At 61.3% G+C, this 21,876-nt stretch carries 19 protein-coding genes; 10 read left to right on the forward strand and 9 right to left on the reverse strand.

The window, feature by feature from the left end; all coding sequences use genetic code 11:
• Positions 1 to 2 precede the first annotated feature (2 nt).
• The gene (locus K5Y35_RS07030) at positions 3 to 1,010 is read right to left on the reverse strand and encodes a methionine ABC transporter ATP-binding protein (RefSeq protein ID WP_123470209.1); all 1,008 of its coding nucleotides are present in this window, start codon (positions 1,008 to 1,010) and stop codon (positions 3 to 5) included.
• 261 nt (positions 1,011 to 1,271) lie between these two features.
• Here K5Y35_RS07030 and katE point away from each other — a divergent pair, with 261 nt between their 5' ends.
• A complete protein-coding gene (gene katE, locus K5Y35_RS07035) occupies positions 1,272 to 3,413 on the forward strand; it encodes a catalase HPII (protein ID WP_222833967.1) in 2,142 nt (713 codons plus the stop codon).
• Between the two features lie 123 nt (positions 3,414 to 3,536).
• On the opposite strand, the gene K5Y35_RS07040 is transcribed toward katE, so the two are convergent.
• Genes K5Y35_RS07040 through K5Y35_RS07055 form a run of 4 tightly spaced genes read right to left on the reverse strand, consistent with a single transcriptional unit; the run spans position 3,537 to position 6,336 of the window.
• A complete protein-coding gene (locus K5Y35_RS07040) occupies positions 3,537 to 4,250 on the reverse strand; it encodes a PA5502 family lipoprotein (protein ID WP_123470205.1) in 714 nt (237 codons plus the stop codon).
• Between the two features lie 37 nt (positions 4,251 to 4,287).
• Entirely contained in the window at positions 4,288 to 5,076 is a 789-nt protein-coding gene (gene znuB / locus K5Y35_RS07045) for a zinc ABC transporter permease subunit ZnuB (protein WP_016986450.1), read from the reverse strand.
• Positions 5,069 to 5,854, reverse strand: a complete 786-nt coding sequence (znuC, locus tag K5Y35_RS07050; RefSeq protein WP_123470203.1) for a zinc ABC transporter ATP-binding protein ZnuC — start codon at positions 5,852 to 5,854, stop codon at positions 5,069 to 5,071. Before znuC ends, znuB begins: the two co-directional genes overlap by 8 nt.
• Entirely contained in the window at positions 5,854 to 6,336 is a 483-nt protein-coding gene (locus tag K5Y35_RS07055) for a Fur family transcriptional regulator (RefSeq protein WP_123470201.1), read from the reverse strand. The genes znuC and K5Y35_RS07055 overlap by 1 nt, the downstream gene beginning before the upstream one ends.
• A gap of 66 nt (positions 6,337 to 6,402) precedes the next feature.
• Here K5Y35_RS07055 and K5Y35_RS07060 point away from each other — a divergent pair, with 66 nt between their 5' ends.
• Positions 6,403 to 7,323 (forward strand): zinc ABC transporter substrate-binding protein, encoded by a 921-nt coding sequence (locus K5Y35_RS07060; protein ID WP_222833968.1) that lies wholly within the window; start codon positions 6,403 to 6,405, stop codon positions 7,321 to 7,323.
• Between the two features lie 90 nt (positions 7,324 to 7,413).
• Here the strand turns inward: K5Y35_RS07060 and K5Y35_RS07065 are convergent, their stop codons facing one another.
• Together K5Y35_RS07065 and K5Y35_RS07070 are read right to left on the reverse strand one after the other, a co-directional pair.
• Positions 7,414 to 8,367, reverse strand: a complete 954-nt coding sequence (locus K5Y35_RS07065; RefSeq protein WP_123470199.1) for a homoserine kinase — start codon at positions 8,365 to 8,367, stop codon at positions 7,414 to 7,416.
• A 60-nt stretch (positions 8,368 to 8,427) separates the two neighbouring features.
• A complete protein-coding gene (locus K5Y35_RS07070; RefSeq protein WP_123470197.1) occupies positions 8,428 to 8,718 on the reverse strand; it encodes a DUF2782 domain-containing protein in 291 nt (96 codons plus the stop codon).
• Between the two features lie 74 nt (positions 8,719 to 8,792).
• Here K5Y35_RS07070 and polA point away from each other — a divergent pair, with 74 nt between their 5' ends.
• Entirely contained in the window at positions 8,793 to 11,597 is a 2,805-nt protein-coding gene (gene polA, locus K5Y35_RS07075; protein WP_222833969.1) for a DNA polymerase I, read from the forward strand.
• Positions 11,598 to 11,925: 328 nt separating this feature from the next.
• Here the strand turns inward: polA and yihA are convergent, their stop codons facing one another.
• On the reverse strand, positions 11,926 to 12,567 hold the full coding sequence (yihA, locus tag K5Y35_RS07080) for a ribosome biogenesis GTP-binding protein YihA/YsxC (protein WP_123470193.1): 642 nt from the start codon (positions 12,565 to 12,567) through the stop codon (positions 11,926 to 11,928).
• Between the two features lie 191 nt (positions 12,568 to 12,758).
• On the opposite strand from yihA, the gene K5Y35_RS07085 reads away from it, so the two are divergent.
• The 7 genes from K5Y35_RS07085 (at position 12,759) to K5Y35_RS07115 (ending at position 20,089) form a co-directional block, all read left to right on the forward strand.
• The gene (locus tag K5Y35_RS07085) at positions 12,759 to 13,064 is read left to right on the forward strand and encodes a c-type cytochrome (RefSeq protein ID WP_123470191.1); all 306 of its coding nucleotides are present in this window, start codon (positions 12,759 to 12,761) and stop codon (positions 13,062 to 13,064) included.
• 32 nt (positions 13,065 to 13,096) lie between these two features.
• A complete protein-coding gene (locus K5Y35_RS07090; RefSeq protein WP_123470189.1) occupies positions 13,097 to 13,708 on the forward strand; it encodes a c-type cytochrome in 612 nt (203 codons plus the stop codon).
• 200 nt (positions 13,709 to 13,908) lie between these two features.
• Entirely contained in the window at positions 13,909 to 14,550 is a 642-nt protein-coding gene (locus tag K5Y35_RS07095) for a thiol:disulfide interchange protein DsbA/DsbL (RefSeq protein WP_123470185.1), read from the forward strand.
• Between the two features lie 14 nt (positions 14,551 to 14,564).
• Positions 14,565 to 15,443 (forward strand): endonuclease/exonuclease/phosphatase family protein, encoded by an 879-nt coding sequence (locus K5Y35_RS07100; protein WP_128615031.1) that lies wholly within the window; start codon positions 14,565 to 14,567, stop codon positions 15,441 to 15,443.
• Positions 15,440 to 17,515 carry a GGDEF domain-containing protein gene (locus K5Y35_RS07105; protein WP_222833970.1) on the forward strand — a complete coding sequence of 692 codons (2,076 nt, stop codon included), beginning with the start codon at positions 15,440 to 15,442 and terminating at the stop codon, positions 17,513 to 17,515. Before K5Y35_RS07100 ends, K5Y35_RS07105 begins: the two co-directional genes overlap by 4 nt.
• A 101-nt stretch (positions 17,516 to 17,616) precedes the next feature.
• Entirely contained in the window at positions 17,617 to 18,399 is a 783-nt protein-coding gene (locus tag K5Y35_RS07110; RefSeq protein ID WP_222833971.1) for an N-acetylmuramoyl-L-alanine amidase, read from the forward strand.
• Between the two features lie 76 nt (positions 18,400 to 18,475).
• Positions 18,476 to 20,089, forward strand: coding sequence for an EAL domain-containing protein (locus K5Y35_RS07115; protein WP_177490545.1), 1,614 nt, complete (start codon positions 18,476 to 18,478; stop codon positions 20,087 to 20,089).
• Here the strand turns inward: K5Y35_RS07115 and K5Y35_RS07120 are convergent.
• Positions 20,086 to 21,870 carry an ATP-binding protein gene (locus tag K5Y35_RS07120; RefSeq protein ID WP_222833972.1) on the reverse strand — a complete coding sequence of 595 codons (1,785 nt, stop codon included), beginning with the start codon at positions 21,868 to 21,870 and terminating at the stop codon, positions 20,086 to 20,088. The genes K5Y35_RS07115 and K5Y35_RS07120 overlap by 4 nt on opposite strands.
• Between the last annotated feature and the right edge of the window lie 6 nt (positions 21,871 to 21,876).

Consider the following 21,876-nt stretch of genomic DNA (forward strand, 5'->3'; position numbering starts at 1 on the left):
CATTAACGCAGCACCTCCATGTGAACGTCAGCGGCGGCGAAACGGGCGAAGGCCGCTTCCATGTCGCCACCGGTGACGGCGAGGGTCAATTGCCCGTAAGGAATGTCTTTGATGCGGTCGATGCGACCGGCGAGGATGCTGTAGTCGACCCCGGTTTCCCGGGCGACGGTACCGAGCAACGGCGCGTAAGTCGCTTCGCCCTGGAAGGTCAGGCGCACGATGCGGCCCGGCACGTGAGCGAAGTCATCACGCTGCTCGTTTTCGTCGATCTGCTCGCTTTCCTGCACAAAACGCTTGGTGGTCGGGTGCTGCGGATGCAGGAACACATCGGCCACCGAGCCTTGCTCGACGATCACGCCAGCATCCATTACCGCCACTTGGTCGCAGACGCGACGGATCACGTCCATCTCGTGGGTGATCAGGACGATGGTCAGTTTCAGTTCGCGGTTGATCTCGGCCAGCAGTTGCAGGACCGACGCGGTGGTCTGCGGGTCAAGGGCGCTGGTGGCCTCGTCGCACAGCAGAATCTTCGGTTTGGTCGCCAGGGCGCGGGCGATGCCGACGCGCTGTTTCTGGCCGCCGGACAATTGCGCCGGGTACTTCTTGGCGTGATCGGACAGGCCGACCCGCGCCAGCAACTCGGCGACGCGCTGATTGATCTCGCTGGTCGACAGTTCGCCGGCCAGGGTCAGCGGCAGCGCGACGTTGTCGGCCACGGTCTTGGAGGCGAGCAGGTTGAAGTGCTGGAAGATCATCCCGACTTGCTGGCGGAAACGGCGCAGGCCGTTGGCGTCCAGCGCGGTGACTTCTTCGCCGTCGACGAAAATCTTGCCGCCGCTGGAGTCTTCCAGGCGATTGATCAGACGCAGCAGGGTACTTTTTCCCGCACCGGAATGGCCGATCAGGCCGAACACCTGACCGTTTTCAATCGCAAGACTGGTCGGGTGCAGGGCGGGAATGTCCTTACCGGCGACGCGGTAAGTTTTGTGGACGTTTTGAAACTCGATCACGTAGCGAACCTTGTGGGGCGCGTTAGAAAAGGATCAGCGGTTAGCCGGGCGCGCATTTTAGCCTGTCCGTATAGAGGTTCTTAGCATTTATTTCGCAATTAACCTTCGATTTGGCAATAACAAGATCAAAGGTCATAAAAAAGGAACGCCCAAAACCCTCGTCAGTCATTAGGTAAGCGACTTGAAAACCCTGGGTGCCGTGCCCGGGAACCACTCAAGAGTCCCCGCACTTATCGGGGTCAATCGAGGAGTTTACGTCTGATGAGCAGCAAGAAACCTACGACCGACAAAAGCCAGATGGCCGGATCCGATACCAAGGATCGCGCCAACACCAACGCCAAACTCGACAGCCTGGAGACCTTTCGTTCCGACGCCACCGGCCAGGCCCTGCGCACCAACCAGGGGGTGAAGGTCGCCGACAACCAGAACACCCTGAAGGCCGGCCCACGCGGGCCGTCGCTGCTGGAAGACTTCATCATGCGTGAGAAAATCACGCACTTTGACCATGAGCGAATCCCGGAGCGCATCGTCCACGCCCGCGGCACCGGCGCACATGGCTTCTTTCAGGCCTACGAGAACCATTCGACACTGACCAAGGCCGGTTTCCTGCAGGATCCGGGGAAAAAAACCCCGGTGTTCGTGCGTTTTTCCACCGTACAGGGGCCACGCGGCTCCGGCGATACCGTGCGTGACGTGCGTGGTTTCGCGGTGAAGTTCTTCACCGACGAAGGCAACTTCGACCTGGTCGGCAACAACATGCCGGTGTTTTTCATTCAGGACGCAATCAAGTTCCCCGACTTCGTCCACGCGGTGAAACCCGAGCCGCACAATGAAATCCCCACCGGTGGCTCGGCTCACGACACGTTCTGGGACTTCGTATCCCTGGTGCCGGAATCGGCGCACATGGTCATCTGGGCGATGTCCGACCGGGCGATCCCGAAAAGCCTGCGCAGCATGCAGGGCTTTGGCGTGCACACCTTCCGCCTGGTCAACGCCGAGGGCAAATCGCGCTTCGTCAAATTCCACTGGCGCCCTACCGCCGGCACCTGCTCACTGGTGTGGGACGAGGCGCAGAAACTCGCCGGTAAAGACACCGACTACCACCGTCGCGACCTCTGGGAAGCCATCGAGATGGGCGATTACCCGGAATGGGAGCTGGGTGTGCAGATCATCGAGGAGGAAAACGAGCACGACTTCGATTTCGACATCCTCGACCCGACCAAACTGATCCCCGAAGAAATCGTGCCGATCACCCCGCTGGGCAAGATGACCCTCAACCGTAACCCGGACAACTTCTTTGCCGAGACCGAGCAGGTCGCGTTTTGCCCAGGCCACATCGTGCCCGGCATCGACTTCTCCAACGACCCGCTGCTGCAAGGTCGACTGTTTTCCTACACCGACACGCAAATCAGCCGACTCGGCGGGCCGAATTTTCATGAGCTGCCGATCAACCGCCCGGTGGCACCGTTCCACAACGGTCAGCGCGACGCGCAGCACCGCACGGTGATCGACAAGGGTCGTGCATCCTACGAACCGAACTCGATTGATGGCGGCTGGCCGAAAGAAACCCCGCCGGCGGCGCAGGACGGTGGCTTCGAGAGCTACCCGGAACGCATCGACGCGAACAAGATCCGCCAGCGCAGCGAATCGTTCAGCGACCACTTCTCCCAGGCGCGGCTGTTCTTCAACAGCATGAGTGAGCACGAGAAGGAACACATCATCGCCGCCTACAGCTTCGAACTGGGCAAGGTTGAACGGGAGTTCATCCGCGCGCGGCAAGTGAACGAGATTCTCGCCAACATCGACCTGGAACTGGCTAAACGCGTCGCGGCCAATCTGGGCCTGCCGGCGCCGGGCAAAGGCACGGTCGAGGTGCGCAAAACTTCGTTCGATCATTCGCCGGCGCTGAGTCAGGCCAATCTGCTGCCAGAAAACATCAAGACCCGCAAAGTGGCGATTCTTGCCGCCAACGGCGTTGATGGTGCGGCGATTGATGCGATGAAGAAGGCCTTGGCGGCTGAAGGTGCACACGCCAAATTGCTCGGCCCGACCTCGGCCCCGGTGAAGACTGCCGACGGCAAAACCCTGGCGGTGGATGCATCAATGGAAGGCATGCCTTCGGTGATCTTCGATGCGGTGTTCGTGCCGGGTGGCGCGGCGTCAATCAAGGCGTTGAGCGGCGATGGCGTGGCGTTGCATTACCTGCTGGAGGCGTACAAGCATCTGAAGGCGATTGCGCTGCACGGCGAGGCCGAACAGTTGCAGGATCTGCTGAAGCTGGAAGCGGATGCAGGGTTGCTGCAGGGCAAGGATGTGAAAGCGTTGACCAAGCCGTTCTTTGCGGCGATCGGGCAGCATCGGGTTTGGGTGCGGGAGCCTAAGGCGAAGGCCATTCCAGCTTAAAATCTTCGTTGGCTGAAAGGACGCTTTCGCGAGCAAGCTCGCTCCCACAAGGGATCTCTGGTGAACACAGATTTTGTGTCAGGCCCAAGATCAAATGTGGGAGCGAGCTTGCTCGCGAAGCTTTTAAGGTTTACGCGGACTCAAGACCATCTGCGCCGGTACTGTGCGCAGAGTTTGCTTCACAATCTTCAGATCAAAATCCGGGTTCAACTTCTTCACCCGCTTGGTCAGCAGAGTCGCCAGCCACGGATAGTCATCGGTACGCGGCGCCTGAATGGTCACCCCACACTCATAATTCACCACATCAGCGGCGATCGCATCCAGTTGCCGACGAAGTTTGCGGCTATCGGTGATGTTCAGCGCAACCGTGGTGCTCTCTGCAGTCGGATCAATCACTTTGGCTTTCGGCTTGGCTTCGGCTGCCAGCAATGCAGCCTCAGCCTTTTCCAGCTCAGCCTTGCGCGCTTCGGTGATGGCGCCGTTGACGCCACCGGTCAGCGCCGGAGCCTTGGGCATCAGGGCGCGGGCACGGCTCAGCGCAGTGGCGGCGGCATTCACGTCGCCTTTCTGCAACACGATCTGACTACGGCGCAGGTAGGCTTCGGCCAACTGCCGCTGGTATTGCTCAAGGGACTGATCGTTGGGGCTCTGTGCCTGCAAGGCGGCCAGTTGGTCTTCGGCGGTGGCCAGTTCGCTGCTGGCCAGGCTTTGCTCCAGCTGTGCGATGGCCGTGGCCCGCGCGTCGGGGACTTCAGCCACCGGCGGCGTGCTTTGGCAGGCGCCCAGCAGCACGGAAAATGCGACAAGGAGCAGATAACGGGAGGCGAACGGCTTCATTCCTGCGACTCTCTAATTGCGCAAAAAGCGAGCAAGTCTACACCCCTCGACGGGGCAGAACAAAACTCAGCAGAAACAGTGCGGCCGCCGTCACAACGATTGACGGCCCGGCCGGGGTGTCCTTGAACCACGACAGCGCCAGCCCGCCACACACGGCGAGCATGCCCAGCAGGCTCGCGCCCAGCGCCATCTGCTCCGGCGAGCGGGCGTGACGTTGTGCCGCAGCGGCCGGGATGATCAGCAGCGAGGTGATCAGCAACACCCCGACGATTTTCATCGCCACCGCAATCACTACTGCGATCAACAGCATCAAGGCCATACGCAGGCCCGCCACCGGCAGGCCTTCGACTTTGGCCAATTCTTCATGCACGGTGATCGCCAGCAATGGCCGCCACAGCGTCACCAGCAACACCAGCACCGCCGCGCTGCCACCGAGGATCCACGCCAGATCGGTCGGACTGATCGCCAGCAGGTCACCGAACAGATAGGCCATCAGGTCGATCCGCACTTCATGCATGAAGCTTAGTACCACCAGGCCGAGAGAGAGCGTACTCGGCGCGAGAATTCCCAACAGCGTGTCGGACGCCAGCGGCTGGCGCTGTTGCAGGGTCACCAGCAAAACCGCCAACAACAGGCAACCGACCGTCACCGCCACCGTCGGGCTGACATCCAGCAGAAAGCCGAGCGCCACACCGAGCAGTGCGGCGTGGGACAAGGTGTCGCCGAAATACGCCATGCGCCGCCAGACCACGAACGAGCCAAGCGGACCCGCGACCAGCGCCAGCGCCAGACCTGCAAGCAGGGCATACAACAGAAAATCAGCCATGCTTGCAGTGGTCTCCGTGAACGTGGGTGTGGCCCGCATCGGGCGCCTTGACCACCGAACCGTGCAGGTCGTGGGCGTGGTCGTGATGGTGGTGATAGATCGCCAGGCTCGGCGCATTCTTGCCGAACAGCTCGACGAACGCCGGATCGCCGCTGACCTGCTCGGGATGCCCGGAGCAGCAGACATGACGGTTGAGGCAGACCACCTGGTCGGTGGTGCTCATGACCAGATGCAAATCGTGGGACACCATCAATACGCCGCAGCCGTGACGGTCGCGCAGCCGGGTAATCAGACTGTACAGCTCGGCTTGGCCGGCAACATCGACGCCTTGCACCGGCTCATCGAGCACCAGCAACTCCGGCTCGCGCAGCAGCGCCCGAGCCAACAGCACGCGCTGCATTTCACCGCCGGAAACGCTTTGCACCGGACTGTCGATGACGTGTTCGGCACCGACTTCCTTGAGCGCCGCCAATGCACGCGGACGGTCTACGCCGGGCACCAGGCGCAGGAAGCGCAGCACCGAGAGCGGCAAGGTCGGATCGACGTGCAGTTTCTGCGGCATGTAGCCAACGCGCAGTTTCGGCTTGCGCCAGACGCTGCCACTGTCCGGTTTCAGCAGGCCGAGCACGGCGCGCACCAGCGTGGTCTTGCCGGCACCGTTAGGGCCGATCAGGGTGACGATCTGCCCCGGCTCGACGCTCAGTTCGATATTGTCCAGCACCGTCTGCCCGGCAAACGTGACGGCGACGTGCTGAAGACGGATCAACGGGTTGCTCATCAAGCCCCCTGGCAACCGGAGCACAGGCCGACCACTTCGACGGTCTGGGTTTCGACGATGAAACCGACATCCCTGGCGCTGTTGATGATCGCGTCGCTGATCACTTTTTGTTCAAGCTCGATCGCCGCGTGGCAGTCGCGGCAGATCAGGAACTGGCCCTGATGCGCGTGCTCGGGATGCACGCAACCGACGAAGGCGTTAAGCGAAGAGATACGGTGCACCAGGCCGTTTTCCAAAAGGAAATCCAGCGCGCGATACACGGTCGGCGGTGCGGCGCGACGGCCGTCCTGCTCGCTCAACACCGCGAGAATGTCGTAGGCGCCCAGCGGCTTGTGGCTCTGCCACACCAGTTCCAGCACCCGGCGGCGCAACGCGGTCAGGCGCAAGCCTTTCTGGGCGCACAAGGCATCGGCCTCGGTCAGTGCGCTGTGCACGCAATGAGAGTGGTCGTGGGGACGGCTGGCAATCGGTGTAATAGGCATGGGCGGCGACGAGTTTTGATAGAGACGTTATTATGTTACCCGTTCTCGCCTCATTGAGTGGTCATCGTGTCCCGACTTTTTTCTGTTTTTGTGGCGTTTGTCGCCAGTTTTCTGCTGATCGGTTCGGCTCAGGCCGAGGTCAAGGTCCTCACCAGCATCAAACCGTTGCAACTGATTGCTGCGGCAGTGCAGGACGGTGTGGCCATCCCGGAGGTGCTGCTGCCGCCGGGTGCTTCGCCGCATAACTACGCGCTGCGCCCGTCCGACGTGCGCAAGGTGCAATCAGTCGATCTGCTGTACTGGATCGGCCCGGACATGGAAGGTTTCCTGCCGCGTGTACTGAACGGGCGGACCCTGCCGAGCGTAGCGGTGCAGGACCTGCCGGGCATGAAACTGCGTCGTTTCGCCGAGGACAGCCACTCCCACGCCGAAGACGCCGACGAGCATGATCACGATCACCGCCCGGGCACGCTGGACGCGCATTTGTGGTTAGCGCCGGTCAACGCGCGGGTCATTGCCGAGAAAATGGCCGCTGACTTGAGCGCTGCCGATCCGGCCAACGCCGAGCGCTATCAGAGCAACGTCAAGGCGTTTGATGAGCGTCTGGATGCATTGGATCAGCGTTTGAAGAAGCGTCTGGCCAGCGTTGAAGGCAAGCCGTACTTCGTCTTTCACGAGGCGTTTGATTACTTTGAAGAGGCTTATGGCCTGAAGCATGCCGGTGTGTTCAGCGTAGCCGCCGAAGTACAGCCCGGTGCGCAGCATGTTGCGGCGATGCGCAAGCGCTTGCAGGAAGTGGGCAAAACTTGTGTGTTCAGTGAGCCGCCATTGCGTCCGCGTCTGGCGGAAACACTGGTGGCGGGCCTGCCAGTGAAACTGGCGGAGCTGGACGCGCTGGGCGGATACACCCCGGCGACGGCTCAGGGCTATGAGCAGGTGCTGGAGAAGCTGGGCAATGATCTGGCAGGGTGCCTGGAATCGCTGTAACCCCGGCATCGGTATTGCCCCCATTCGCGAGCAGGCTCGCTCCCACAGGATCGCCGAAACCCTGGGGGAGCGAGCCTGCTCGCGAAGCTTTTAAAGGGCAAAAGGCAACGGTGTATTGACCTGCTGCCGCTGCGCCAAACGCTGCTCGAACTCCTTGGGATCGTGAATCAGCACGTCCTGCCCGGCAAACTGCTCCGCCGCGATCAATCGCGACAGCCAGAACCGCACACACGCCACGCGCAGCAGGGTCGGCCACAACTCAGCTTCCGCCGCCGTGAATGGTCGCAACGCGGCATAAGCGCCAAGAAATGCCCGAGCTCGCGGGCCATCGATCAGGCCGTCCTCGTCCGAACACCAGTCATTCAAGGCAATCGCCACGTCGTACAGCATCGGCCCCGAGCAGGCGTTGTAGAAGTCGATCAGCCCGGTCAGGTGCGTGCCTTCGAACATCGCGTTATCGCGGAACAGGTCGGCGTGAATATTCGCCCGAGGCAAGGCGAGAATCCGCTCTTTCTGCACGGTGATTTCATCCAGCGCCTTGTGCAGCAGCGCACGCGGCGCATCGCTCAGGTGCGAGAGAAATTCGGTGCCCTCCTCCAGCATCCAGTCCAGGCCACGATCGGTCTTGCGCTTGATCATGCGCTCGCCCTGGGTCGCCAGGTGCAGATGTGCCTGCAACTCGCCGACCTGCGCGCAATGCTGCGCGTTGGCGACCTTGATGTGCTTGCCCGACAGACGTGGTTGCAACAGCGCCGGCTTGCCCTTCAGCTCACGCAGCGCCACGCCGTCGGTGGTGCGCAGTGCGTAAGGCACCGGCAGATCGGCCTCGTGCAGGACGTCGAGCAAGTCGATGAAGAACGGCATTTCCTGCACCGGGCCACGCTCGACCAGGGTCAGGACGAACTCGCCCTGCTCCAGGCTGATAAAGAAATTGGTGTTTTCACTGCCGGCGGCAATCCCCTGGAAATCAAGCAGACGGCCAAGCCCGTAAGGGGCGAGAAAGGTTTCCAGCTCGGGCCGAGCCAGGGGGGTGAACACAGACATGGTTAAAAACTGCTCAGTTCGGGCGCCGCCAGCACAGCGGCGCCGATTAAAGTTAAGAGACTACTTCCATTCGAAAATCTTCCACGACGGAATCAGCATATCCGGCTGATCCGAGCGGATGAAGTTTGCATCGGTACCGTCCGCACGCACCAGAAAATAGGGCGGGAATCCTTTCTTGGTGACCTTGATCGCATACAGGAAACCGTTCTGACGGTACTCCTGGATGGTCTTGTCACCCTCGGTACGGATGGTAACTTCCGGGTCCGCTGACGGCGCATCATCCGCCGCGATCGCAACCAGCGGTGAGACAGCAATCAAACTGACCAGCAGCAAGCGATTTAACGTACGCATGATAACCTTGTCCCTTTGTCGTCAACGGTCCCGCTATTCTAGCGCCGGGCCCGCCGAAAAGGTTGATTCTGCTCATGAGCCAAGCCCCCCTCGTCCTGGTGGACGGTTCGTCTTACCTGTACCGTGCTTTCCACGCACTGCCACCGCTGACCACCTCCAAAGGCCTGCCGACCGGCGCGGTCAAAGGTGTGCTGAACATGCTCAAGAGTCTGCGCAAGCAGTACCCGGACAGCCCGTTCGCCGTGGTCTTCGACGCCAAGGGCGGGACGTTTCGCGATGAGATGTACGCCGAATACAAGGCCAACCGCCCAAGCATGCCCGACGACATGCGCGTGCAGATCGAGCCGCTGCACCAGAGCGTGATCGCCCTCGGCTTCCCGCTGCTGTGCGTGGAAGGCGTCGAGGCTGACGACGTGATCGGCACCCTCGCCCGCAGCAGTGCGGCGGCGGATCGCCCGGTGATCATCTCCACCGGCGACAAAGACATGGCGCAACTGGTCGACGGCCACATTACCTTGGTCAACACCATGTCCGGTAGCTCGATGGACGTAGAGGGCGTGAAGGAGAAATTCGGCGTCGCTCCGGAGCAGATCATCGATTATCTGGCACTGATGGGCGATTCTTCCGACAACATCCCCGGCGTTCCCGGCATCGGCCCGAAGACTGCGTCCGGCCTGCTGGTGGGCGTCAACGGCGGCCTGACCGAGCTCTACGCAAACCTCGACATCGTCCCGACCCTGCCGATTCGCGGGGCCAAGACCCTGCCGGCCAAGCTCGAAGAGCACAAGGAGATGGCGTTTCTCTCCTATCAACTGGCGACCATCAAGGTCGATGTGCCGCTGGACGTTGAACTCGATGATTTGCAGATGGGCGCCGAAGACCCGGCCAAGCTCTACGAGCTGTACTCGCTGCTGGAATTCAAAAGCTGGATCAATGACCTCGATCGCGACGCCAAGCGTCAGGAACTGAGCGCTGCTGCCGAGCCTGCGCCGGCCGGCGATCTGTTCAGCGCGCCAGCGGATGAAACCCCCGCCACGCCCGCCGAAGCTGCCTACGAAACCATCCTTGATCAGGCGCGCTTCGACGTCTGGCTGGAAAAACTGAACAACGCCAGGCTGTTCGCCTTCGACACCGAAACCACCGGCATCGACGCGCAACAGGCGCAACTGGTCGGCCTGTCGTTCGCCGTGCAGGCCAACGAAGCGGCGTACATCCCGCTGACCCACTCCTACATCGGTGTACCGGAGCAACTGGATCGCGACACCGTGCTGCGCGCGCTCAAGCCGATTCTGGAAGACCCGAACAAGCTCAAGGTCGGCCAGCACGCCAAATTCGACATGAACATCCTGGCCAACTGCGCCATCGGCGGCGATCAGAGCCAGGGCATCCACGTGCGCGGGATTGCCTTCGACACCATGCTTGAGTCCTACGTGCTCAACTCCACCGCCACCCGCCACGACATGGACAGCCTCGCGCAGAAGTACCTGGACCACACCACCGTGAGCTTCCAGGACATCGCCGGCAAAGGCGCCAAGCAACTGACCTTCGACCAGATCGCCCTGGAACAGGCCGGGCCGTATGCCGCCGAAGACGCCGACATCACCTTGCGGCTGCACCAGACCCTGTTCGAAAAACTCAGCGCGATCCCGAGCCTGGCCAGCGTGCTGACCGACATCGAGATGCCACTGGTGCCAGTGCTGGCGCGCATCGAACGCCAGGGCGCGTTTGTCGACGCCGAGCTGCTCGGTATCCAGAGCATCGAACTGGGCAACAAGATGGTCGCGCTGGAGCGCGAAGCGTTCGAGATCGCCGGCGAAGAATTCAACCTCGGCTCGCCGAAGCAGCTGGGCGTGATCCTTTACGAAAAACTCGGCCTGCCGGTGCTGAAAAAAACCGCCAAGGGCCAGCCGTCCACCGCCGAGGAAGTACTGGCGAAACTTGCCGAGGACGATCACCGCTTGCCGAAGGTGCTGATGGAGCACCGCTCGATGAGCAAGCTGAAAAGCACCTACACCGATCGCCTGCCAGAGCAGATCAACCCGCGCACCGGGCGCATCCACACCTCGTACCATCAGGCCGTGGCGTCCACCGGCCGCTTGTCTTCCAGCGATCCGAACCTGCAGAACATTCCGGTGCGTACCGCAGAAGGCCGGCGCATCCGCCAGGCTTTCGTGGCGCCAAAAGGATACAAACTGCTGGCGGCGGACTACTCGCAGATCGAACTGCGGATCATGGCGCACCTGTCCAAAGACGAAGGCCTGATGAACGCCTTCCGCAACAACCTCGACGTGCACACCGCTACCGCTGCCGAAGTGTTCAAGGTCGAACTCAACGAAGTGACCTCCGACCAGCGCCGTGGCGCCAAGGCGATCAACTTCGGTTTGATCTATGGCATGGGCGCGCAGAAGCTCGGCAAGGACATTGGCGTCGACACCAAGACCGCCAAGGCCTACATCGACACCTACTTTGCGCGCTATCCCGGCGTTCGCGAGTACATGGATCGCACCCGCGCCCAGGCGGCGGATCAGGGGTATGTCGAGACGTTCTTCGGTCGTCGGCTGTACCTGCCGGAGATCAACTCGAACAAGCCGCAGGAACGCGCAGCCGCCGAACGCACGGCGATCAACGCGCCGATGCAGGGCACGGCCGCCGACATCATCAAGAAAGCCATGGTCGCGGTGGATAACTGGCTGGCGTCGTCCGGACTGGACGCGAAGGTCATCCTGCAAGTGCACGACGAACTGGTGCTGGAGGTGCGTGAGGATCTGGTCGAGCAGGTCAGCGCGGAGATTCGCGTGCACATGAGCGAGGCGGCGAAACTGGATGTGCCGCTGCTGGTCGAAGTGGGTGTGGGCAATAATTGGGATGAGGCTCACTAAGCCATTTACCGAGGGTTTGCCGCGACACGACGTGGCGGCAAACCCGGCAAGTCCTGCTTATTTCGAAAAGCACTTGGGATTATTCCAAAGCTTTTCAAAAAAAATCTGAACTAATCTTGCAGCACACTACTCAGAGTTACTGAATGGCTGGTGAAGCCCTTCGATGCTCCTATGTTGTGTTAAGTGTTGGCAGATATCTGAACCCCGCCCTAGCGGTTCGGAACTTAAACCCCGGAATTTCTCCCTCCCCAATGAAATCCGGGGCTTTTTTTGCCCGAAAATCGGCTGCGGCACGCGCAGGCACCACAGCCAATTTTCCAATCCCTGTTTACTCAGCCGCCTCGGCGCCTTTGTCTGCCAGTTCCATCCAGCCCGCCAGAACAGTGTAGGCCTCTTCCAGGCCCATGCGTTTTGGCGCAGAGAACAGCTGGATCGTCACCAGATCGCCCCAACCCTTGCGAATTTCCGACTGCACCTTGAGCAGGGTGTTCTTGGCTGCGCCGTAGGTCAGCTTGTCGGCCTTGGTCAGCAGAATGTGCATCGGCATGCCGGCGGCAACGGCCCAATCGAGCATCAGCAGGTCGAAGTCGGTCATTGGATGACGGATGTCCATCATCAGAATCAAACCTTTCAAACTCTCCCGGCCACCGAGATAAGCCTCGAGGTGACGCTGCCAGTGTTGCTTGAGCGGGATCGGTACTTTTGCATAACCGTAGCCCGGCAGGTCGACCAGACGCCGATCATCGTCTAGCTTGAAGAAGTTCAACAGCTGTGTGCGCCCCGGGGTTTTCGAGGTGCGCGCCAGGCTGGCGTGAGTCAAAGTGTTCAGGGCGCTGGATTTGCCGGCGTTGGAGCGACCGGCGAAAGCCACTTCAAAGCCTTCGTCGTCCGGGCACTGGTCGACTTTGGCGGCACTGAGCATGAACGTGGACTGTTGGCACAGGCCGAGGATGGGATTCTTGAGTTGCATGGGATTTCCGATGTGGGCGGCGCCGGGATTGGGCGCGGAACGCGGTGTCGCTTCCGTTTCAGTGACGCCAGTATATAATGCCGCAGATTTTGTGTGTGCTTTGTCCCAGCGAAGGATGAAGTTCACGAGAGCGACAGACCTTGATTGCGCATTAGAACGCAGAACGCTCTCAACCCTGAAAAGGTCGTTTTATGACGAAATGGCTGCTGGCTGCCGGAGTCTTGATGCCGCTTTACAGCGCACAGGCTACACAGGATCCGGAAGCAGTGTACAACCGTGTTTGTGGTGCCTGTCATTCCGGCCAACTACCCATGGCGCCCGCAAGAGGCGATCAGGATGCTTGGACGCCGAGGTTGGCGAAAGGTATGGGGACGCTGGTGCAACACGTGACCCAGGGTTTCAAGGCGATGCCGCCGCGTGGTTTGTGCATGGACTGCAGTGCCGAGGATTACCAGGCCATCATCCTCTGGATGAGCGAGAGTAAACCCGGTCCATAACTCTTAACCCTTAGCCGTAGTTGGATTAGCTGATGAACAAATTGATCGTGAGTCTGCTGTTGACCGTGGGAATCTCCGGTATGGCCCATGCTGCGGGCGATGCCGCAGCAGGACAGGCGAAAGCCGCCGTATGTGGAGCCTGCCATGGCCCGGACGGGAACAGCATGGCGCCAAACTTTCCGAAACTGGCCGGCCAGGGTGAACGCTACCTGACCAAACAACTGCACGACATCAAGTCGGGCAAGCGCCAGGTTCTGGAAATGACCGGCCTGCTGACCAACCTGAACGACCAGGACCTGGCCGACATCGCGGCCTACTTCGCCAGCCAGAAAGGCAGCGTCGGCGCCGCCGATCCGAAGATCGTCGCGCGCGGTGAAGCCCTGTTCCGTGGCGGCAACCTGGAAAAAGGCCTGCCAGCCTGCACCGGCTGCCACTCGCCGAACGGCACCGGCAACGCGGCCGCCGGCTTCCCGCACCTGGGTGGCCAGCACGCTCAATACATCGCCAAGCAACTGACCGACTTCCGCAAGGAAGAAGGCGGTCGGGCCAACGACGGCGACGCCATGACCATGCGCACCATCGCCCGCAAACTGAGCGATGAAGACATCGCCGCAGTCGCCAGCTACATTCAGGGCCTGCACTAAGGGCCTCAAATCGAGCGTTGGCCGGGGCGGACATCTCCTGCAACGTTAACGCTCGATTAATCCGGCGCAGCAAGTATAAAAAGGGTGGCTTTGGCCGCCCTTTTTTGTGGCCGCTGCCGTTACACTACAGAACTCATGCCCGCCAGGATCTGTCTGAAAACAGGTCGCGCGAGGCGACCAAAATTGTCCAGGAGTAAAGCATGCGTAATCTGATCATCAGCGCCGCTCTCGTCGCTGCCAGCCTGTTTGGCGTGACCGCCCAGGCCGCCGAAGCCCCTGCCGCCCCTTACGTGGAACTGGCCAACCCGGTGCCGGTTGCAGAGCCTGGCAAGATCGAAGTGGTCGAGCTGTTCTGGTACGGCTGCCCACACTGCTACGCGTTTGAACCGGTGATCAACCCGTGGGTTGAAAAACTGCCGTCCGACGTCAACTTCGTGCGTATTCCAGCCATGTTCGGCGGCCCTTGGGACGCTCACGGCCAGATGTTCCTGACCCTCGAGGCCATGGGTGTCGAGCACAAGGTTCACGCGGCGGTTTTCAATGCCATCCAGAAAGAACACAAGAAACTGACCGACAAGAACGACATGGCTGACTTCCTCGCCACTCAAGGCGTGGACAAGGACAAGTTCCTCGCCACCTTCGACTCGTTCGCCATCAAGGGTCAGATCGTGAAAGCCCGTGAACTGGCCAAGAAATATGAAATCACTGGCGTGCCAACCATGATCGTCAACGGCAAATACCGTTTCGACATCGGCTCTGCCGGCGGTGCCGAACAAGCGCTGAAACTGGCTGATCAACTGGTCGCCAAAGAGCGAGCGGCAACCAAGGCTGCTGCCAACTAAGCGCGGCCATCGCCATGCGCCGCTGGAAGACCGAACGCATCGTTGGTCTGCATGACCCGCAGGTCAACGAGCATCACCTGGCATCCACGGGCCTGCCCGCAGACCAGCGTCTGCGCTTGCTCAGTTTCAACATCCAGGTCGGCATCAGCACCGAGCGTTATCGGCATTACCTGACCCGCAGCTGGCAGCACCTGCTGCCGCACACCGGGCGCTCGGGCAATCTGCAGAAGATCGGTGACCTGCTGGGCGATTTCGATCTGGTCGCCCTGCAGGAAGCCGACGGCGGCAGCCTGCGGTCTGGCTACGTCAATCAGGTCGAACACCTGGCGCACCTCGGCGCCTTCCCCTACTGGTATCAACAACTCAATCGCAACCTCGGTCGACTGGCCCAGCACAGCAATGGCGTGCTCAGTCGACTGAAGCCGTGGGCGATCGAAGACCATCCGCTGCCCGGCCCGAAAGGTCGCGGCGCGATCCTGCTGCGTTTCGGCGAAGGCCCGGAGGCGCTGGTGGTGGTGATGATGCACCTGGCCCTCGGCGCGCGGGTGCGCAGCCTGCAACTGGCCTATATTCGTGATCTGATCGGTGGCTACAAACATCAAGTATTGATGGGTGACATGAACACCCATGCCAGCGATCTGCTACAACATTCACCGCTACGCGATCTCGGCCTGCTGGCCCCGCAGCTGGAAGCCACCTTCCCCAGCTGGCGCCCGCAGCGTTGCCTTGATCATATTTTGCTCAGCCCGACCCTGACCCTGGAAAAGGTCGAAGTGCTGGCCCAACCCATTTCCGATCACCTGCCGGTCGCGGTAGAGATTCGTCTGCCGGGTTCGCTCACGGCCGATGCATTGCCCGCGTTGAGTCCTGCCCCTCGCGGAACCCCTGAATGAGCGACGAAGCCCAGCGCTGGAAAGAGAAGTACCTCAAAAGCATCGAACAACAGGACAAACTCGAAAGACGCTGGGCCGCCCGGCTCGACTTGCTGCGTCGCGGTCTGGTGCGCAGCACGCTGGCGGCCGAAGGCACCGACAAAGTCGTTGATCAGTGCATGAAAGAGATGCGCGACGTGGTCCGCACCGACGACATGGATGCCGGCCTTGCCGCCCTGTTGCCGCGCCTGGAAAAGGCCGTGCTCGATTCCGAGCAACGCCGGGAAACCCGCATCGATCAGGTCAGCACCGCCCTCACCGCTCTGGTGACCCAATTGCAGTCTTTGCCGTTGCCACGGGAAGTCGCGCAGCCACTGAAGAAATTCGCCAAACAACTGGACAGTCGTGTCGGCCAGGCGCGGGAGATGCCGCTGCTGCTGAGCGAGCTGAGTGGTTTGCAGGGCAAGGCGCTGAGTCAGCTCGAGAACCCGGCCGAGCCCGGGCGCCCGGGATTGTTTCAGCGTCTGTTCGGCAGCCGCGACAGCGAAGAGGCGCCAGCACCGAGCGCAGCAGCCACTGCGCCGGTTCAGACGGCGCCTGCGGTGCAAGTACCCATCACCCCAGAACTCCCACCGGAACCGGTGCAAGCCGAACCCGTTGCAGTCAGTGAGCCGGCAATCAGTGCCCCCGCGCTCGCCGCGCCAATGTCTGCGTCAGAGGCTGACACGCCCGCACCGCAACCCCGGCAGGAGCCCGAAGTGGTTGCCTTTGTGCCGCCCACTGTCGCCGTTGAAGAAACGCCTGCTGCGGTCAAGGTCGAGCCCGTCGCGTCCGGACCCGAAGCGCTGGTCGCGCCAGTCCCGGCCGCGACGTCGATAACCCCGATCACCTGCAACCCCGACGAACTGATCCACCCTGGCGATCCGGCACCGCTGAGCCTCGACAGCCTGCCCCTGCCCGAGCCCATTGCTCAAGCCCTGGCCGCGATTGACCCGGAACAATCCGAACACGACATTCTCTTCGCCCTGCCGGATTCTCCGGAGCCGTCCTACAGCTCCGTGGCCAGGCACATCGAAGAAACCCTGATCGGTCTGCTCGACGACCTGACCTTGCCCGAACGCCACCGGCCGCAAGCCGAAGCCATGCGCGAGCGGCTCAAACACGGGTTGAACTGGTACGAACTGATCCCGATCCTCGACGATCTGGCCACCTTGATGCTGGCAATCACCGACAGTGGCCAGCACGAATTCGAAGCCTATCTGCAGCAACTCAATGAACGCCTCGAAGCGTTCCAGAGCAACTTGCAGGCGGCCAGTGAAGGGCATGCCGACAACAGCTCCGCAGCGCGGGCCATGGACACGCAGATCCGCGAACAGGTCGACGGCTTGCAGACCAGTGTGCAGGAAGCGGCGGATCTGGATGACCTCAAGCAAGTGCTGGAGAACCATCTCGAAGGCCTGCTTGGCACGATGGATCAGCACCAGAAGCAGCGCGATGCTCGCGAGCAGGAAGTCGCGGCGCGCCTCAAAGGCCTGTCCGAACGCGTGGCGCACATGGAGCAGGAGGCCCAGGGTTTCCGTGAACACCTTGAGGAACAGCGCCAGAAAGCCCTGATCGACCCGCTCACCGGCCTGCCTAACCGCGCAGCCTGGAGCGAACGCCTCGAGCATGAGATCAAGCAGTGGCAGCAACATGGCAACACCTTGAGCCTGGCGATGCTCGACCTCGATCACTTCAAGCGGATCAACGACAACTACGGCCACCTCGCGGGCGACAAAGTGTTGAAGATCATCGCCACGGTGCTGCGCAAGCGCCTGCGTGGCCCCGACTTTATTGCCCGCTTCGGCGGCGAAGAGTTCGTCCTGCTGCTGCCGGCCACGCCGCCAGCGGTCGGCGCCAAGCTGCTGGAAAATCTGCGCGCGGCAATTGAAGCCTGCCCGTTCCACTTCAAGGGCGAGCGGGTAACCATCACGATCTCCATGGGGATGACCACGTTTCGCTCGGGCGAACACAGCGATCTGGTTCTGAAAAGAGCCGATCAGGCGCTATATCGGGCGAAAAACGCCGGGCGCAACCGAGTCGAGCTGGGCTAGGCAAATTGTTCCATTTTGTTTAAATCCGCCCGCTGACAGTCGAGAGACAGGGCAGTACGTTACACTGTTGCATTATTGTCTTGTGCGTACTGCCCTCTGCCATGAAATTCTTTGCCCTCATTGCGTCGTTACTGGTTTTGGCCGGCTGTGCCAGTGGCCCGCGCTACGACACCCGCCATTCTTCGGCCAATCACGACAGCCGTATCCAGTTCGTGATCGTCCATTACACCTCGACTTCGCTGGAACGTTCGCTGCAACTGCTGACCCACGGTGAAGTCAGCAGCCATTACCTGATCGGCGACGACAAGGGCGGCACCATCTACAAGCTGATGGATGAAAACCAGCGCGCCTGGCACGCCGGGGAAAGCCAGTGGCAGGGGCGCACCTGGCTCAACTCCAGCTCGATCGGCATCGAAATCGTCAACCCGGGTTTCAAGGACACTCCGACCGGACGCCAGTGGTATCCGTACAGCGAAGCGCAGATTCAGTCGTTGATCGTCCTGCTCAAGGACATCAGCAAGCGCCACGGCATCAGTGCGCAACACATCATAGGCCACAGCGACATCGCCCCCCTGCGCAAGCTCGATCCCGGGCCGCTGTTCCCGTGGAAGCGCCTCGCCGCCGAAGGCCTGGGTAAATGGCCGAATGAGCAAGCGGTGGCGCGCCAGCAAGCGCTGTTCGACAGCCGTGAACTGCCGGGCATTAGCTGGTTCCAGGCGCAGTTGGCGCATCTGGGTTACGACACACCGCAGACCGGTGAACTGGATGTCGCCACCCGCCATGTCCTCGCGGCATTCCAGATGCACTACCGCCCTTCTCGCTTCGACGGAACGCCCGATGCACAAACGGCTGCGCTGTTGCTGGTGCTGAACCAGACAAAATAATGACGCCCGCCCGACGGTCAGGGCGAAAACGCAATCAGCAGCTATAACTCATTGGTAATTCTTCGGATATTCCATGATGGCTGCTACCCGAGAGACGCTGCGTAGCTGGTTTTATCGCCCCTGGTTTTTGGCGACGATCGCGGCTGTCCTCAGTGCCAGCCTGTTGATCGCCGGCGGAATGTTCGTCGCCATGCATCAGATCAAGCAAAGCGAAAGCCAGGAAATGAATGCCCAGGGCGAACGCTTCCTTGCCCGCCTCGAACAATTGTTCGGCCAGTTGCGCGAAAGCCTTGACGACCTCCAAGCCCAGCCATTGCGCAGCTGCGATGACGAAATGATCGCCACGCTGCAACAGGTGACCTTCAATTATCGCTTCGTCTACGAAGCCGCCTACATGGATGCCTCACGCATCTGCTCCAACCGTCCGCGCCAGGAAGGCCTGTCGGTGGTGCGGGCGCCGGACATCAAGGGACCGACTTACAGCTATTGGCTGAACACCACCACCGAACCCGATGAAAACCGCGCCGCCCTGATGCTCGGGCGCGGTAATTTTCGCGTGGCCACGTCACGCGGACACCTGACCGATATGGTCGATCTGTCGCCCGGCAGCAGCCTGCTGGTGGTGCTCGACCATGGCAACCGGGCGATCCCGGTGCTCGGCGCGGCGCAGGCCTGGCCACCGAGCGAATCGTGGCCACCGAAGAGTCGCGAGGCCTTGCAGGTTACCCAGTCCCGGTTGATCTATCGCATGCCCACCAACAACCCGGAGTATCAACTGGTGTTGATCACGCCGAGAACCGCCATGCACATTCCTGCCATCTGGTGGTGGATGGTGCCGGCCTGCCTGCTGCTGGGCGCGTTCGTGGGGTTCTTCGTGTTTTTACTGGTGCGCCAGCGCCAGTCACTCGACGCCGAACTGCAAGGCGCCATCCGTCGTGGCGAGTTGCAGGTGCTGTACCAACCGATCTTCGACCTCGACAGCCGCAACTGCGTCGGCGCCGAAGCCCTGTTGCGCTGGCGCCGTCCGGACGGCACGCTGACCAGCCCGGACCTGTTCATTCCTCTGGCGGAAAACACCGGGCAGATCCGCCAGATGACCGACTTTGTCCTGCAGCGCCTGCTGGAACAATTGGGCCCGATATTGCGGGCCAATCCGCAACTGTATATCTCGGTCAACCTCGCAGCCTGCGACGTGATGGTGCCGCGTATCGGCCAGGTCATGGCGCGGCTGCTGACCCTGCACCGGGTGGCAGCGCGGCAAATAGCTTTTGAAGTGACCGAACGCGGCCTGATTGATGTGGTGGTGGCGCGGGAAAACCTGCAAGCGTTGCGCGCTGTGGGTCATCAGGTGCTGATCGACGATTTCGGTACCGGCTATTGCAGCCTCGCCTACCTGCAAACCCTGCCGGTCGACTGCCTGAAAATCGACAAGGCGTTCATTGATGCGCTCGGTCACGATGCCGCCAGCAGTGGCGTCGCACCGCACATCATTCACATGGCGCAAGCGCTGGATCTGAAGGTGATTGCCGAAGGCATCGAGCTTGAATCGCAAGCGCAATTGCTCAGCAGTGAGGGCGTAAAGTTCGGTCAGGGCTGGCTGTTCGCCCATGCCTTGAGCGCAGTGCAGTTCATCGAACTGATCACCCGCGGACGCCGTCTCGCAGGTCGACGCCTGGACGACGAGGCCTAAACCGCCAGCGCCATGTAAAACTGCGTACCCTGCCCCGGCCTTGAGTAGACGCCCATGCGCCCGCCATGCAACTGGACAATTTCCTTGCACAGCGCCAGGCCGAGCCCGGCTCCGCCCTTTTTGCGTCCAACCTGCACAAACGGTTCGAAGATTCGCCCTTGCTGACCGTAGGCAATGCCTTCGCCGTTGTCCTCGACGCTGATGATCACCCGCTCGCCATGTCGACGTGCCTGCAAGCGGATCTGACCGTCGCGGGCGGTATGACGCAAAGCGTTGTCGATCAGGTTATCGAGCACGCGGTCGAGCTGCGCCTGATCCGCCTGCAAGCGCGGCAGCGGGCTCTGCACTTCCACATTCAAGGCAATGCCCTTCTGCGCCGCCGACTCGGCGAAACGCAGCTGCGCCTGTTCCAGCAAGTCTTCGATGGAGCACGGCGCCAAAGTCAGCTTCTGCAAACCGTTCTGGTAGCGCGAGAAGTTGAGCAAGTCGTTGATCAACTGCATCAGGCGCTGCATCTCCTCGTTCACGGTATCCAGCAGATCGGCCTCACGCGATTCCGCCGGAAACTTCGCCCGCTCGCGGAACAGGCCGAAGGCCATGTGCATGCCGGTGACCGGCGTGCGCAACTCATGGGAGGCGCGCAAGACGAACTCGCTGCGCACCCGTTCGAAGGCGCGTTGCTCGGTAACGTCGTGCAAAACCATCACCGCACCGAGAATATGCCCCTGGGTGTGGCTGACCGGCGTCAGGCTGTAGGTCAGCAAACGGGATTCGCCGTCGACTTCGATACTCAAGTCCTCCGGCGCACGCTCAAGGGTGCCGCCGCGCAGGACCAATTGCAGCTGTGCATCCAGCTCCGGCCGTTCAAGCGCCGAGCCCAGGCCCTGGCCGAGTCGATCATCGTCCCAGCCCAACTGCCGCTGAGCCACCGGGTTGAGGTGTTCCAGATGCCCCTCGCGGTCGATCATCAACAAGCCGTCGTCGATGCTGTCGAGCACCGCCTGCAGGCGTTGCTGACCGGCCAGCAGTTCGTCGACGTTGGTCGCCTGATGCTCACGCAGCGCTTCGGCCATCAGCCCGAAACGACGGGACAACAGGTTGACCTCCATCGCCGATGAGATTGGCAGGGTCACCTCGTAATTGCCTTGGCCAATGTTATCGGCCGCCTTGGCCAGCACCTCGATGGGCCCGCCCAAACGCCGGGCGATGCCATGCGCAGTGACGAAGCCGATGATCAGCACCGCCAGCCCGACCAGCCCAAGCAGACCGGCAATCAGCAACGCCCGATTGCGTGCCTGTTGCTGGACGGCATTGATGTTGTCGAGGGCCTGCTTGTGCTCGGCAATCAGCCCGTTGCGCAAGATGTTGAAACGCTCTCGGAAGTCGGCGTTGCCGCTCATCGCATTGGAGGGGTCGAGTGACTGCAGAAAATTCAGGTAGTCGGCCTTGGCCTGAGTGAAACCGTATTGCCGGCCATCACCCTCCCGCTCCCGCTCCCGGGCGATCCCCTCATCCAGCAACTGGAAGTAATGCTGTTTGGAAGCTTCAAACGCCGCGGGGTCAGGCTTTTCGGCGAGCATGATGATCAGTTGATCGCCCAGCGTCTTGCGCAGCTTGAGGCCCAGATCCAGGGTGACGAAATTGTTGCGCACCAGCGTTTCCTGAGTACCGGCCATCTGCATCACGCTGACCAGCCCGAGCAACAACCCGAGCAGCGCCACGGTGATCAATGCGGAAATGCTCAGGAACAACCGCGTGCGCAACTTCATCGCCAGTTTCATCGTCGG

Source organism: Pseudomonas sp. SC3(2021) (assembly GCF_019856535.1).
GTDB classification, from domain to species: domain Bacteria; phylum Pseudomonadota; class Gammaproteobacteria; order Pseudomonadales; family Pseudomonadaceae; genus Aquipseudomonas; species Aquipseudomonas monsensis.

What these genes read in the sequence shown, in the direction of transcription:
- K5Y35_RS07120 (WP_222833972.1), bottom strand. Translation starts at nt 21,870, where the DNA reads ATGAAACTGGCGATGAAGTTGCGCACGCGGTTGTTCCTGAGCATTTCC.
- K5Y35_RS07070 (WP_123470197.1), bottom strand. Translation starts at nt 8,718, where the DNA reads ATGCGTACGTTAAATCGCTTGCTGCTGGTCAGTTTGATTGCTGTCTCA.
- K5Y35_RS07065 (WP_123470199.1), bottom strand. Translation starts at nt 8,367, where the DNA reads ATGTCTGTGTTCACCCCCCTGGCTCGGCCCGAGCTGGAAACCTTTCTC.
- K5Y35_RS07095 (WP_123470185.1), top strand. Translation starts at nt 13,909, where the DNA reads ATGCGTAATCTGATCATCAGCGCCGCTCTCGTCGCTGCCAGCCTGTTT.
- polA (WP_222833969.1), top strand. Translation starts at nt 8,793, where the DNA reads ATGAGCCAAGCCCCCCTCGTCCTGGTGGACGGTTCGTCTTACCTGTAC.
- K5Y35_RS07090 (WP_123470189.1), top strand. Translation starts at nt 13,097, where the DNA reads ATGAACAAATTGATCGTGAGTCTGCTGTTGACCGTGGGAATCTCCGGT.
- K5Y35_RS07085 (WP_123470191.1), top strand. Translation starts at nt 12,759, where the DNA reads ATGACGAAATGGCTGCTGGCTGCCGGAGTCTTGATGCCGCTTTACAGC.
- K5Y35_RS07100 (WP_128615031.1), top strand. Translation starts at nt 14,565, where the DNA reads ATGCGCCGCTGGAAGACCGAACGCATCGTTGGTCTGCATGACCCGCAG.
- K5Y35_RS07040 (WP_123470205.1), bottom strand. Translation starts at nt 4,250, where the DNA reads ATGAAGCCGTTCGCCTCCCGTTATCTGCTCCTTGTCGCATTTTCCGTG.
- K5Y35_RS07105 (WP_222833970.1), top strand. Translation starts at nt 15,440, where the DNA reads ATGAGCGACGAAGCCCAGCGCTGGAAAGAGAAGTACCTCAAAAGCATC.
- yihA (WP_123470193.1), bottom strand. Translation starts at nt 12,567, where the DNA reads ATGCAACTCAAGAATCCCATCCTCGGCCTGTGCCAACAGTCCACGTTC.
- K5Y35_RS07115 (WP_177490545.1), top strand. Translation starts at nt 18,476, where the DNA reads ATGGCTGCTACCCGAGAGACGCTGCGTAGCTGGTTTTATCGCCCCTGG.
- znuB (WP_016986450.1), bottom strand. Translation starts at nt 5,076, where the DNA reads ATGGCTGATTTTCTGTTGTATGCCCTGCTTGCAGGTCTGGCGCTGGCG.
- K5Y35_RS07110 (WP_222833971.1), top strand. Translation starts at nt 17,617, where the DNA reads ATGAAATTCTTTGCCCTCATTGCGTCGTTACTGGTTTTGGCCGGCTGT.
- K5Y35_RS07055 (WP_123470201.1), bottom strand. Translation starts at nt 6,336, where the DNA reads ATGCCTATTACACCGATTGCCAGCCGTCCCCACGACCACTCTCATTGC.
- katE (WP_222833967.1), top strand. Translation starts at nt 1,272, where the DNA reads ATGAGCAGCAAGAAACCTACGACCGACAAAAGCCAGATGGCCGGATCC.
- znuC (WP_123470203.1), bottom strand. Translation starts at nt 5,854, where the DNA reads ATGAGCAACCCGTTGATCCGTCTTCAGCACGTCGCCGTCACGTTTGCC.